The 12830-nt window shown below is 67.0% G+C and carries 12 protein-coding genes; 5 read left to right on the top strand and 7 right to left on the bottom strand.

Annotated elements, in window-relative coordinates; all coding sequences use genetic code 11:
• Nucleotides 1–61: 61 nt before the first annotated feature.
• The 4 genes from NI2_RS00105 (at nt 62) to NI2_RS32685 (ending at nt 3289) form a co-directional block, all read left to right on the top strand.
• Nucleotides 62–499 (top strand): MarR family winged helix-turn-helix transcriptional regulator, encoded by a 438-nt coding sequence (locus NI2_RS00105; RefSeq protein WP_067484286.1) that lies wholly within the window; start codon nt 62–64, stop codon nt 497–499.
• A gap of 158 nt (nt 500–657) precedes the next feature.
• Nucleotides 658–1818, top strand: a complete 1161-nt coding sequence (locus NI2_RS00100; protein ID WP_067484283.1) for an FAD-binding oxidoreductase — start codon at nt 658–660, stop codon at nt 1816–1818.
• 17 nt (nt 1819–1835) lie between these two features.
• Nucleotides 1836–2594, top strand: coding sequence for an FAD-binding oxidoreductase (locus NI2_RS00095; RefSeq protein WP_067484280.1), 759 nt, complete (start codon nt 1836–1838; stop codon nt 2592–2594).
• The gene (locus NI2_RS32685; RefSeq protein WP_166655737.1) at nt 2591–3289 is read left to right on the top strand and encodes a DUF4279 domain-containing protein; all 699 of its coding nucleotides are present in this window, start codon (nt 2591–2593) and stop codon (nt 3287–3289) included. The genes NI2_RS00095 and NI2_RS32685 overlap by 4 nt, the downstream gene beginning before the upstream one ends.
• Nucleotides 3290–3296: 7 nt before the next feature.
• On the opposite strand, the gene NI2_RS00085 is transcribed toward NI2_RS32685, so the two are convergent.
• The 6 genes from NI2_RS00085 to NI2_RS00060 form a co-directional block, all read right to left on the bottom strand.
• Complete coding sequence (locus NI2_RS00085; protein ID WP_067484274.1) at nt 3297–4466, bottom strand: globin domain-containing protein; 1170 nt, start codon at nt 4464–4466, stop codon at nt 3297–3299.
• A gap of 408 nt (nt 4467–4874) precedes the next feature.
• Complete coding sequence (locus NI2_RS00080) at nt 4875–5270, bottom strand: heat shock protein transcriptional repressor HspR (RefSeq protein WP_067484271.1); 396 nt, start codon at nt 5268–5270, stop codon at nt 4875–4877.
• On the bottom strand, nt 5270–6445 hold the full coding sequence (gene dnaJ, locus NI2_RS00075) for a molecular chaperone DnaJ (RefSeq protein ID WP_067484268.1): 1176 nt from the start codon (nt 6443–6445) through the stop codon (nt 5270–5272). The genes NI2_RS00080 and dnaJ overlap by 1 nt, the downstream gene beginning before the upstream one ends.
• A gap of 21 nt (nt 6446–6466) precedes the next feature.
• On the bottom strand, nt 6467–7057 hold the full coding sequence (gene grpE / locus NI2_RS00070; protein WP_067484265.1) for a nucleotide exchange factor GrpE: 591 nt from the start codon (nt 7055–7057) through the stop codon (nt 6467–6469).
• On the bottom strand, nt 7054–8901 hold the full coding sequence (gene dnaK / locus NI2_RS00065) for a molecular chaperone DnaK (RefSeq protein WP_067484262.1): 1848 nt from the start codon (nt 8899–8901) through the stop codon (nt 7054–7056). The genes grpE and dnaK overlap by 4 nt, the downstream gene beginning before the upstream one ends.
• Before the next feature lie 248 nt (nt 8902–9149).
• Nucleotides 9150–10766, bottom strand: coding sequence for a DHA2 family efflux MFS transporter permease subunit (locus NI2_RS00060; RefSeq protein WP_243749774.1), 1617 nt, complete (start codon nt 10764–10766; stop codon nt 9150–9152).
• Here NI2_RS00060 and NI2_RS00055 point away from each other — a divergent pair.
• A complete protein-coding gene (locus tag NI2_RS00055; protein ID WP_084475758.1) occupies nt 10699–11025 on the top strand; it encodes a MarR family winged helix-turn-helix transcriptional regulator in 327 nt (108 codons plus the stop codon). The genes NI2_RS00060 and NI2_RS00055 overlap by 68 nt on opposite strands.
• Before the next feature lie 8 nt (nt 11026–11033).
• Here the strand turns inward: NI2_RS00055 and NI2_RS00050 are convergent, their stop codons facing one another.
• A complete protein-coding gene (locus NI2_RS00050) occupies nt 11034–12827 on the bottom strand; it encodes a dynamin family protein (RefSeq protein ID WP_067484256.1) in 1794 nt (597 codons plus the stop codon).
• Nucleotides 12828–12830: the final 3 nt, after the last annotated feature.

Raw genomic sequence — 12830 nt, 5'->3', positions numbered from 1 at the left:
TCCTTGTAGTCAGCCTTTCTGACTAATATAGTCAGTGTCACTGACCTGATCAAGGAGTGTCATGCCCGCTGACGAGCTCAATCTCGGAGTTCTGCTCTTCATTCCGTACCGGGAGATGGAGCGGCGGGTGCTCGACGCGCTGAGCGAGGGCGGCTTCGACGACCTGACCCAGGCCCAGGCCCGACTGGTCGCACGGATCGGGCCGGACGGGTCGCGCCTGACCGACCTGGCCGCCCAGGCGCAGGTCACCAAGCAGACCGCCGGGGTACTCGTCGACCAGCTGGTGCGCGCCGGATACCTGCGACGCGAACCCGACCCCAGCGACGGCCGCGCGCGCCTGCTGCGGCTGTCGGACAAAGGGACACGGGCCGTGGAGGTCGCGAATCGAGCGGCGCGCCAGGTGGAGTCGGAATGGCTCGCCCACCTCGGGCCGCGACGGTCGACCGCGCTGCGCGGGGCGCTCGAGGAACTACGGAAGATCACCGACCAATATCGATGACGCGAACTCGCGGACGCGCGGCAACGCTGGGCATACGATCCGCGAGGCGTGATGAGCATCCCTGCACCGAGCTGGCGTTTTCGGGGGATACTTGAGACGGCGCCCGCCGTGGGGGCGGGGCCACCGGGCAACAATTCTAGGAAAGGGAGCTTGACGACGTGGATGCGCGTTCGCTTGCGCTGGTCCGCGCCGATTTTCGCGGAGTGATGGAGGCACCGGGCGGCCCCGAGCGGCTGACCAGGGCTTTTTACGGGCACCTGTTCGCACAGGACCCAAGATTGCGTGATCTCTTTCCGCCCACCATGGACATGCAGCCCAAGCGGCTGACCACGGCGGTGCAGTTCGTCCTCGAACATCTCGACGACTTCGACCGCGCTCAGCGGTTCCTCGAGCAATTGGCGCGCGACCACCGCAAGTACGGGGTCGAGGCCGACCACTACGACATGGCGGGGCTCGCGTTGCTCGGTGCGCTGCGCACCTACCACGGCAACCGCTGGAACCGGGAGCTCGACGAGGGCTGGCGCGATGTCACCATCGTGATCTCGGCGGCCATGGCGATCGGCGCCAACCAGGACAAATCGCAGCCGTACTGGGACGCGACGGTGGTCGGTCATCGCCGCGTGCTCGACGATCTGGCGATCGTACGGCTGCAGGCCGACAGCCCGATCCCGTTCAAGGCGGGCCAGTACGTGCCGATCGCGGTGCCGCAGCGGCCGAACATGTGGCGCTACCTCTCGCCCGCCATCCCCGCCAACCCGTACGGCGAGATCGAATTCCATGTGCGGCGGGTGAGCGGCGGCTGGGTGAGCCCGGCCATCGTGAACGACACCAAGGTGGGCGACCGGTGGAAGATCGCCGGACCGCTCGGCGGGCTGCAGGTGGACCGTGAATCCGGGCGCGACGTGCTGATGATCGGCTCGGGCACCGGCATCGCGCCGCTGCGCGCGCAGCTGATCGAGATGAGTCAGCGCGGTATCAACCCGCGCGTGCACTTCTTCATCGGCGGACGCTTCCCCGGCGACCTGTACGACGTGAACAACATGTGGCAGCTGTCGCAATCGAATCCGTGGCTCACGATCGTGCCGGTGTGCGAGGAGCCCGAGAACCCGTGGTGGTATCCGCCCACCCCGTCCGAGCCGCCGCCGGGCATGCACCGCAGGCTCACCGGGAATCTCGGCGCGGTGGTCACCAGTTTCGGCGCCTGGGCCGATCGGCAGATCCAGATCGCCGGATCCGCCAAGATGATCGACGACACCCGCCGCGCCCTCATCCGGGCCGGCACCCCGACCGATATCATCGCGGCCGATCCCGTCGGCTGACCGCGCGAAAGTGACTGATGAGCACCGAGTTTCCCCACCCGGCCTGGACGGCGACCGTTGTCGGTCATCATCGGCTGCGCAACGATCTGGCCGTGATCCGGTTGATCGGTGACTTCGTCCCGTTCACCGCGGGCGGGTCGGTGGAGGTGGAGGTGCCGCAGCATCCGGGGGTGCGGCGGCGGTTGTCGCCCGCGCTGCCGCCCTCGCTGGACGGCAAACTCGAATTCCATGTGCGGACGGTGCCGGGTGGATGGTGCTCGGGGTCGATCGTGGCCGACACCCAGCCGGGTGATCAATGGCGAATCAACGCACCGCACACCGTGTTCGCCGTCGACCCCGACGCGACCGAGGTGGTGATGATCGCGGGCGGCACCGGACTGGCACCGATGCGCGCCCAGATCCTCGACCTGGCCCGCCGCGAAAACCCGCCACGCACCTACCTCTTATTCGGCGGCCGCAGCCCACGCGACCTCTACGCCGCCGACATGCTGTACCTGCTGTCGGGTGAATTGCCCTGGCTCACGGTGATTCCCGTGGTCGAAAGCCCCGACGACCCGCCGATCCGCGACGAATGGCACGAACAGACCCGCGTCGACATCGGCTTCGCCCCCTCGGAAATGCTGCACGGCACCCTCGCCGAGGTAGCCGCCGCCCACGGCCCCTTCGACCGACACCAGGTCCTGATCTGCGGCTCCCCCGCCATGGTCGCCACCACCACCGACCGCCTCGTCGCCGGCGGGACACCCCCGGCCAACATCACCTCCGAAGGTGCTTGACCATCGCCCTTTTCGAGGTTGCCGCTTCACTGCGCCTGACCGGCACTTTCGACCCCGAGGAGATCACGGCGGCGCTATGTCGAGTGCCGACCGATCAGTGGCGAGCCGGACAGGCAGGGCCTGCACCCAAACTGCGTAGGCGTTCCGATGGTTGGGTGCTCGAATCGGCTGCCGGCGCCGGTCACGTCGGCGAGCAGGTGGACCGAGCCCTCGACGAACTCGCGCCGATCAGTGACCGATTGCGGCATATTCTCTCGGCGCGAGAGATGTCCGGGTGTCTGAGCGTCGCGGTCGACACCGATGGGCAGGGCAGGCCGGTCATCGCCCTTTCGGCTGCGGCGCTGAGGCTGCTGGCAGCTTCCGGACTATCCTTGGATGTGGATGTCATCTCGGGGGCGACCGACGATCCAGACCCTGCCACTCCGGTCATACAAACCGGATCGACCGGGCATCCGGATGGGCCTTTCCATCGGACGGTCGTGAGCTGGTGCGCTGAAGATGCGGTCAGCGCATTTCTGGACGAATGGCCTGACAGGCCGATGACTTCGCAAGACCGTCCTGGCGGCGAAATCTTGGTGCAAGCCGAAATGTCAGTGGGAAGCTTTCCTTCCATGTACTTCCACCCGCACCTGCTCGCCCGCCTTGCCTCGACCGCGATGTCGCTGCGGATCGAGACCTGTCCGCGCACGACCTGAGATCGGCTCAGAACAGTGGGTCGTGGCGGATCGATTTGGCTTGGGTGCCTGCGGCCATGAGGCGGAACTTGGTGGTTTGGACCATGGAGGGGGAGCCGACTATTTGGACGTCGCGGTCGGCCCAGGGGCCGAAGGCGGCGACGACCTTGCCGATCTGGCCGGTCATGCGGGGTTCCAGGCCGGGGAGTTCGACCTGGGGTTCGCCGGAATCGTAGTACCACCAGGGGTTTTCTTCGTGTTCGGTGACGGGGGTGACGGTGAGCCACTTGTTGGCGACGGCCAGTTGGCTCAGGACCTGGAGGTCGTAGAGGTCGCAGGGGTGGTGGCCGCCGACGAACAGGTGGACCTTCGGGTTCACCCGGCGCTGGGCCATCGCCATGATCTGGGCGCGCAGGGGGGCGATGCCGGTGCCGCAGCCGATCATCAGCATCTTGCGCTTGGTGTTGCGCGGTACGCCCAGACCGCCGAGGGGGGCGCCGAGTAACCACTGGTCACCGACGGTGGTGTGCGACACGATCGCCGGACTCACCCAGCCGCCGAGCACACTGCGGATGTGGAATTCGATCTCGCCGTTGCTGTTCGCGGGATTGGCGGGTGACAGGTATCGCCACATACGCGGACGCGACGGCACCTGCACGCTGACGTACTGGCCCGCCGCGTACTCCATCGGATGTTCGAGCTGGACCCGGACGATCGACAGGTTGCGCAACACTTCGCGGCACTCGACGACGGTGGCGGTCCACGCGGCGGGACTGGTTTCCTTGTCGGCGGCGCCGATCATCGCGCCGCTGATATTGGCCAGGCCCTCATCCCAGGCGGCGGCGACCTCGTCGGTCCACATCTCGTCGCCCACACACCCGCGGATCGCCGACTTCAGCGAATTGGCCACCGCCACATAGTGCGCCGGTTGCACGCCGTACTTGCGATGGTCGCGCCCGAGCTGCGCGAGGAACGGCAACAGCTTGTCGGGTTCCTCCAGCCGGTCCAGCGCGTAGGAGATCGCATGGACGAGGCGGTCGCGCTGGGCATCCATGGCGGCTGGGAAGAAGTCACGGACACCGGGGTAGTCCGTGAACAGGATCGAGTAGAACGACCTCGCCAGTGTCTCGGACCCACCCTCTTCCGCAGCAACCGCCTTGAACGTGGTACGGATCAAAGCGACAGTCCGCGAATCCATATGTGTCACAACCTCGTTTCGCCATCGAACGCTTGTCGCGCCGGCGAGTGACGGGCTGGGAGGACACTCGTCAGCAGCCGATGCGAGAAGTCTAGGCGAGGTTTGCCAGCTTAGGAATCGTACTCTTAAACATCACGCATGTAATTCTGACAAAACTGGATACAGTCCCGGTGGCGCGCCAAAGAAACAGACCTGGAGCCCGTGAATGAGGCGTGGACGTGACCGATTGGGCCCGGAATTCGGACGTCCTCGCCGCGCGCTTCTACTTCCGGACGGCAAGATCGAAAATAAATGAGTTGCTGGATAGTCACCAGCCGATCGCCGGGGATTGACCAGCACACGACAGAGCCCCCGATCCGCGACCGCCGTGGCGGACAAGCGAACCGGGGGCTCGGTGAAACGAGTGCCTCAGCGGCGATGACGTGGCTGCCACACCACGAGCGCGGTACTGCGTTGCGGCGGAGACAAATCGGGCCGGTAACCAGCCCGCAACCGCTCCAGCTCCGCGCTCATCTCATCCACCCGCTGCTGCAGAGCCTCCACCTGATTGGTGAGCTCGATAATGCGTTTGATGCCCGCCAGGTTGACGCCCTCGTCCTGCGACAGCCGCTGCACTTCGCGCAACAGCTCCACATCGCGAGCCGAGTAACGGCGTCCGCCACCCGAAGTACGTTGAGGGGTGACCAAACCCAGCCGGTCGTAGGTACGCAACGTCTGCGCGTGCATCCCCGCCAGCTGAGCCGCCACCGAGATCATGAAGAACTCGGCGCGCGAGGATCCCGCAGACTTCGGATCATCGGACATCAAGCACCTGCCCATCCTGCACGCGGATCGAAACCGCTCGACTTCTCCGCCTCCTGGTACCGCTTCAAGGCCTCGGTCGCCTCGGCATCGAGAGCCTGCGGAACCGCGACCTTCACCGTCACCAGCAGGTCACCTGCACCACCGGCCGGACCGCGCTTGGGCACACCCCGGCCGCGTACCCGCAGGATACGCCCATCGGCGGTACCCGGGGGCACCTTCACACCGACCCGGCCCTCCAGCGTGGGCACCGAAACGGTTGTCCCGAGCACCAATTCGGCATAGCTCACCGGCAGCACAAGGGTGAGGTCGTCGCCCTGACGGCCGAAGACCTTGTCCTGACTCACGTGCACCGTGACATACAGGTCACCCGACGGCGCGCCACGCAGGCCCGCCTCACCCTGACCGGCGAGCCGGATCTTCTGCCCGTCGCTGACCCCCGGTGGGATGCGGACGGTGATGGTGCGGGTGCGGTTCTGGATGCCGGTGCCCGCGCAATCGGTGCACGGATCGTCGATGATGGAGCCGGTACCGCGGCAGTCGTCGCACGGTTCGCTGAAACCGAACGCACCCTGATTGCGGCTCACCACACCCGCGCCGTTGCAATGCGGGCACACACGCGGGCTGGTACCCGGCTTGGCGCCGCTGCCGTGACACGTGGTGCACGGTGAGGGGCTCGTCATCCGCAGCGGAACGGTGACACCCTGGGCCGCCTCACGGAAGCCCAGCGTGGTCTCGGTTTCCACATCGGCGCCACGGCGCGGACGGCTCGACGCACGCCCGCCCCGGTTGAACAGGCCACCGAGGATGTCACCGAGGCCACCGTCGCCCGCACCGGGACCACCCGGCTGGCCGAAGATGTCGCCCAGGTTGAACTCCTGCGAGAACCCGCCGCCCCCACCGGGAGTGAAGCCGCCGCCGTAGCCGCGACCGCCACCACCGGCGAACAGGCGCCGCGTCTCGTCGTACTCCTTGCGCTTGGCCGGATCAGACAGCACCGCGTTCGCTTCGCTGACGGCCTTGAACCGCTCCTCGGCCTTCGTATCACCCGGGTTGGAGTCCGGGTGCAGGTCACGCGCGAGCTTGCGGTAGGCCTTCTTGATCTCGTCCTGCGACGCGCCGGAGGAGACACCCAGCTCCTTGTAGAAGTCCTTCTCGATCCACTCCCGTTGACTCACCGGGCATCTCCTCCTCTCACGCTATTCGTTATCGGCGTCGGCATCCGAATCCGATGCCCCCACGGTCTCGGGATCGGTTACCCCGACCATCGCGTGCCGAAGCACCCGATCGCCGAACCGATAGCCCTTGCGCATGACCACGCCGATCACCGGCTCCGAACCCGAACCCTCGTGCTGCACGGCCTCGTGCAGCGTCGGGTCGAACGGGTCACCGACAGCACCGAATTCGACCAGGCCCTGCTTGGTGAGCGCGGTCTCGAGCTTGTCGGCCACCGACTTCAACGGGCCGGAATCCAGGTCGCCGTGCGCCCTGGCGCGGTCCAGATCGTCGAGCACACCGAGCAATTCGGTGACCACGCTCGCCTTGGCCGCGTCGATATTGGCCTGGCGATCGCGCTCCACCCGGCGGCGGTAGTTCGCGTACTCCGCGGTCAACCGCTGCAGGTCGGCGGTGCGCTCGGCGAGCTCGTCGCTCTCCGGGGCTGCCTCGACCTCGGGTTCCGGGGCGGACTCCGCCTCGGGGGCGGAGTCCTGATCCGGTGCCGCGTCCGCCTCGGGGGCTTCGGCGGCGGTCTCCTCGATCAATTCCTGTTCGGAGTTGGCCTCGGTCACTTCTTCTCCGTATCAACCGGCTCGTCGACAACCTCGGCGTCGACGACCTGGTCGTCGGCCGCGGTGTTGGGGCCCGCACCGTCACCGGACTGGCCTTCGGCGGCGCTGGCCTCGTAGAGCGCCTGGCCGAGAGCCTGCGACTCGGCGGCCAGCTTCTCCACCGCCGACTTCACGGCGGCGATATCGGTGCCCTCGAGCGCCTTCTTGGCGTCGGCGATGGCCTCTTCGACCTTCGACTTGGTGTCGGCCGGGACCTTGTCCTCGTTGTCCTTGATGAACTTCTCGGTCTGGTGCACCAGCGACTCGGCCTGGTTGCGGGTCTCGGCCTCCTCGCGGCGGGCCTTGTCCTCGGCGGCGTGCGCCTCGGCGTCCTTGACCATCCGGTCGATCTCTTCCTTGGACAGGCCGGAGCCGTCCTGGATCTTGATCTTGTTCTCCTTGCCGGTGCCCTTGTCCTTCGCGGTGACGTGGACGATGCCGTTGGCGTCGATGTCGAAGGTGACCTCGATCTGCGGCACGCCGCGCGGGGCCGGGGGCAGGCCGGTCAGCTCGAAGGAGCCGAGCAGCTTGTTGTGCGAGGCGATCTCGCGCTCACCCTGGAACACCTGGATCTGCACCGACGGCTGGTTGTCGTCGGCCGTGGTGAAGGTCTCCGAGCGCTTGGTCGGGATGGTGGTGTTGCGCTCGATGAGCTTGGTCATCACGCCACCCTTGGTCTCGATACCCAGCGACAGCGGGGTGACGTCGAGCAGCAGGACGTCCTTGACCTCACCCTTGAGCACACCGGCCTGCAGGGCGGCGCCCACGGCGACGACCTCGTCCGGGTTCACGCCCTTGTTCGGCTCGCGGCCACCGGTCAGTTCCTTGACCAGGTCGGAGACGGCGGGCATACGGGTGGAGCCACCGACGAGCACGACGTGGTCGATGTCGGCCACGTTGATGCCGGCGTCCTTGATGACGGACTGGAACGGCGCGCGGGTGCGATCCAGCAGATCGGAGGTGATCTTCTGGAACTCGGCGCGGGTGAGCTGCTCGTCGAGGAACAGCGGGTTCTTGTCCGCGTCGACGGTGATGTAGGGCAGGTTGATCGAGGTGCTCTGGCTGGAGGACAGCTCGATCTTCGCCTTCTCGGCGGCCTCACGCAGACGCTGCATGGCCATCTTGTCCTTGGTCAGGTCGATGCCCGAGCTGGCCTTGAACTTGTCGACGAGCCAGTTGACGATGCGCTCGTCCCAGTCGTCGCCACCCAGGTGGTTGTCACCGGAGGTGGCGCGGACCTCGACGACGCCCTCGCCGATCTCCAGCAGCGACACGTCGAAGGTGCCGCCACCGAGGTCGAAGACCAGGATGGTCTGCTCTTTGTCGCCCTTGTCCAGGCCGTACGCCAGCGCGGCCGCGGTGGGCTCGTTGACGATGCGCAGCACGTTCAGACCGGCGATCTGACCGGCTTCCTTGGTGGCCTGACGCTGGGCGTCCTCGAAGTAGGCCGGGACGGTGATGACCGCGTCGGTGATCTCCTCACCGAGGTAGGCCTCGGCGTCGCGCTTCAGCTTCATCAGCGTGCGCGCGGAGATTTCCTGCGGGGTGTACTTCTTGCCGTCGATCTCCACGGTCCAGTCGGTGCCGATGTGGCGCTTGACCGAGCGGATGGTGCGGTCGACGTTGGTGACGGCCTGGTTCTTGGCAGGCTGACCGACGAGAACCTCACCGTTCTTCGCGAACGCGACGATCGACGGAGTGGTGCGCGAGCCTTCCGAGTTCGCGACGACGACCGGCTCGCCGCCTTCCAGCACGGAGACGACAGAGTTCGTGGTCCCGAGGTCGATTCCGACCGCACGAGCCATAGTGGGTTCCTCCTGATAATTGACGACAACTCCCAGCAACGCTGAGCGTGATGCGCTCAATCCTGCCTGTCGGCCCCGCCGGGCGTCAACCCGAACTTGAGTGACATGCGCTCAACATCGTTGATCTGCACAACGAGCACCTGCGGCGATTCATTCCCGCCACCCGAAAATTCTTCCCGTCACCCTTGGCCATTCTTGCCACGACCGCACTCAACCACGGCGGCCGATGCGCGATCGTGACAGATCGTTCATGCCTTGCGCGCGGGTTCGACGAAGGCGGTAGCCGCCAAGGCAAGCACCAGTAGGCCCGCGCACAGATAGCTCGACACCTCGATACCCGCCGCCATGGCCGCCCGGGCCGCTTCGGCTGCATCTGCGGGGAGGACTGGGATCACCGATCCGGCACTGCCGGTGACTGTCGATGTCAGCTGGTCGGCCTCGGCTTCGGGCATGTTCGCGTCGGCCAGGCGGTCACGGAGGCCGGAGCCGAGGGTGCTGAAAAAGACAGTGGTGAGGACGGCGATACCAAGGGCCGAGCCGAGTTCGCGTGCGGCACTCTGGATTCCTGAGCCTTGGCCTGCCCTTTCGGCGGGGACGTCGGCGAGCACGACATTGGTGACCTGGGCCGTGGCGAAGCCGACACCGATTCCGTAGACGAACAGGGCCACGGCGATCGACCACCAACTGGCGTCGGCGACGGCGAACAGGCCGAGCAACGCGAGACCGGCGGCTTCCAGCAACAGGCCGATCCTGACCTGGCCGAGCGCCGAAACCGTCATCGCGAAGCTCGCGCCGCTGGCGGCGAAACTGCCGATCGCGAGTGGGACCAGCGCCAGGCCCGCCTGCAGGGCGGTGTAGTCGAGGGCGAACTGCATCCACAGCGGCAGGACCGCGATGATGCCGAATTCGCCGAGGCCGACGAGCAGGGTCACCACATTGCCCTTGCGAAAGGAGTCGACGGTGAACAGCCGCACATCGAGCAGGGGGTGACCATCGGCGATCCTGGCTTGCCTGCGCCAGAACATGCCGAGCGCGAGGATCGCACCGGCAAGTGCGACGAGGACCGGAGAAGGTCCACTGCGCCAGGCGAATCCACCGATAGTCAAGGGTTCGGTGACAACCAGCCATCCGTAGTGACGGCTCTCGATCAGGGCGAAGGCGAGGAGACCGAGGCCCAGTGCCGACTGCGCGGCGCCTCGCCGATCCACCTCGCCGGTGGACCTCGGCGACACGGGGAGATAGCACAGCACTGCGACCATGATCAGGGCGACCATCGGGATGTTGATGCCGAAGGCCCAGCGCCAGGAGTAGTCGGCCAGCCAGCCACCGAGCAGTGGACCGACCGCCGCGGCCGCGCCGATCGTGGAGCCCCAGATCGCGAAGGCCTGTCCGCGCGCCTTGCCGGTGAACGCGGAGTTCACCAGCGCCAGGGAGGTCGGCAGGATCATCGCTCCGCCGATGCCCTGCAGGAATCGGGCAAGGATCAGGAGGCCGCCGCTCGGGGCGAGGGCGGCGAGCAGGCTCGTCACGCCGAAGACGACGAGGCCGATCAGGAACAGTCTGCGTGCGCCGTAGAGATCGCTGAGCCTGCCGGTGAGCAGCAGCAGCGCCGCGAAGACGATCGCGTAGGACTCCTGGATCCATTGCGCCTGAATCGAAGTGATCGCCAGGTCGTCGACGATCGGCGCGACGATCACGTTCACGATCGTCAGGTCGACCACGATCAACGCGACGCCGAGCGAGACCGCGATCAGCCCCAGCCACAACCGCAGCGGTGGGGTCTCGGTTTCGGCCCTGATGGAGATCGCCGCCGCCGAGGCGGCAGGCACACCGCTGTCCCCCGCGCTGCTAAGCAAGCGGATCACGCTCACCTCGGGGGCGATGACTACCCTGATCAACCGGCTGGAGCAGGCGGGATACGTCACCCGCAGCCGCGAACACACCGACCGGCGAGTGGTGACATTGCGGTGCAGCTCGCAGGCCCGCCGCCTCGCCGACGAGTTCTTCCACACGGTCAATGCCGAGCAGGACGCGATCCTGGCCGAATACCCGGCCGACCAGCTCGAGCAGTTCGAGACCCTGATCGCGCGACTGCGCGCGACGATGGACGGGCCGTCCACCTAGCGCGGCGGCTACTTCGGCAGCGGGATGCGGGTGGGGGCCGTGAGGGTGGTGGCGTGGTTGCGCAGAGCGGCTACGGCGGTGAGCTGGTGTTCGAGGGTGGCTGTCCGTTCGGCGCGGTGTTTGGCCTGGACAGAGGCTGCTTCCTGGGCGGCGGTGAGGGATTCGTCGATGGAGCGGAGGCTGCGTTCGGCGATGCCCGCGTAGTGGTCGCGTAGGGCGCGGTGGATTCGGTGGATGCGGTCCCGGGAGTCCTTGCCCGCCTGGAAGGCCACGTCGTCGAGGAAGCGGCGGACGGCGTTCTTGGCCTCGGTGCGGCGGCGGGTGAGGCGGGCCTGCTTATCGTCACGGTACGCCTTGCCGCCCACGAGCACGCCCGCGCCGAGGGAGATCGGGTTCAGCAGGGCCAGGCCCGCGAAAGTCGTTGCGAGACCGACCATCAGGACACCGCCGTAGGAACCGCGCATGCCGACCAGGACCTTCGACAGGACGCCGATATCGGGTTCGAGGTCGCCCAGAGTGCCGGTGCGGTGGGTGGCGCCGGAGGGGTCGAGGGCGGCGGGGAGGTCTACCGCGCCCAGCTCGAGGAAGTGTTCGGCCACCTGGTCGGCCAATGCTTCCGCTCTGGTGTGCGCCCAGAGCAAGTTGTCGCCCAGGGCTGAATCGACTGTGCCCATGAGCCATTCGGTGATGGCTCCCCAGTGGCGGCCGGGGTCGTGGTCGTCGATCCACTCCTCGCCGGTGCGGGCGATCTCGCGCAGGCGTTCGCGCAGGTCGTGGTCGACGTCACCGGCCAGGTCGGTAATGCCGTCGGCGAGGGTTTGCTGCCAGGCGGCGGTGCGGCGATGCAGTTGCTGTGCACGGGCTTTGGCCGATTGCAGCTCGCCGACCGCGGCCGCGGCTTGTTGCGGATCGCGTAGGGCGACGAGTTCGCTGCCCAGAGCCAGTGCCAGATGCTCTGCGGCCGAGGACATCTCACGAGCGATGGCGGCGCGGGTCGCGGCTTCGTCGCGGGCGACCACCTGCTCGCGCAGGAATTGGTAGAGCTGCCCGTAACCGGACTCGGCGCCCAGCTGCGCGTCTTGCAGGCGCAGGGCGTGGGAGCGGAGTAGAGCCGAGATCGGGAGCAGGGGGACGTCGAGGTTCGCCCTGCGCAGGTGTTCCCGGTCGGCTTCGAAGACCTGGCGCCAGTGCGGGTAGAGATCGGTTTTCGACATCAGAACCGCTGTGGCCGAGCACAATTCGGATGCTTGCCGCAGGAAGGTGAGCTCCGGGGCGGTGAGTTCGGTGGAGGCATCGGAGATCACAAGGACGGCGTCGGCCGCGGGGAGCATCTCGAGGACACCGACGGTGCCCGCCGTGGTTCGGGCGCCGATGCCGGGGGTGTCGATGAGGACTATGCCGTCGGCGAGCAGGTCGGCGGGGAGGTGGACCTCGATGCGAAGAATCTGTTTGCCCTGCGCGGACCGCTCGTCGATCGACGCGAGATGCTCGATCGGGAACTCGACCCGCTCCTCCTCGGAAGAGGTTGTAGCAAGCACCAATTCAGCTCGCGGCTGCGGCGCGTACGCGAGCTGCATCGGGAAACGGGTGGTGACGTCGTCGCCCACGGGACAGATCTCGACATTGAGCAGCGCGTTGATGAAACGGCTCTTACCCTGATCGAGCTGGCCCGCGACGACGATCCGCCGCCGCGGGTCGCGCACCCGGACCGCCGCCGTTTCCAGGCGGGCGACCAGGTCGTCACGACCCGCGGCACGAGCCGCCGCGACGGTGTTGTCGAGAACCGACAGCAACGAATCCATCGG

Origin of the sequence: Nocardia ignorata NBRC 108230 (assembly GCF_001612905.1) — a bacterium.
Taxonomy (GTDB): domain Bacteria; phylum Actinomycetota; class Actinomycetes; order Mycobacteriales; family Mycobacteriaceae; genus Nocardia; species Nocardia ignorata.
Note: the sequence above shows the minus strand (reverse complement) of the source record. Positions and strands in the feature narration are given on the sequence as shown.

What these genes read in the sequence shown, in the direction of transcription:
- NI2_RS00085 (WP_067484274.1), bottom strand. Translation starts at nt 4,466, where the DNA reads ATGGATTCGCGGACTGTCGCTTTGATCCGTACCACGTTCAAGGCGGTT.
- NI2_RS00105 (WP_067484286.1), top strand. Translation starts at nt 62, where the DNA reads ATGCCCGCTGACGAGCTCAATCTCGGAGTTCTGCTCTTCATTCCGTAC.
- NI2_RS00055 (WP_084475758.1), top strand. Translation starts at nt 10,699, where the DNA reads ATGGAGATCGCCGCCGCCGAGGCGGCAGGCACACCGCTGTCCCCCGCG.
- NI2_RS00095 (WP_067484280.1), top strand. Translation starts at nt 1,836, where the DNA reads ATGAGCACCGAGTTTCCCCACCCGGCCTGGACGGCGACCGTTGTCGGT.
- NI2_RS00050 (WP_067484256.1), bottom strand. Translation starts at nt 12,827, where the DNA reads ATGGATTCGTTGCTGTCGGTTCTCGACAACACCGTCGCGGCGGCTCGT.
- NI2_RS00080 (WP_067484271.1), bottom strand. Translation starts at nt 5,270, where the DNA reads ATGTCCGATGATCCGAAGTCTGCGGGATCCTCGCGCGCCGAGTTCTTC.
- dnaK (WP_067484262.1), bottom strand. Translation starts at nt 8,901, where the DNA reads ATGGCTCGTGCGGTCGGAATCGACCTCGGGACCACGAACTCTGTCGTC.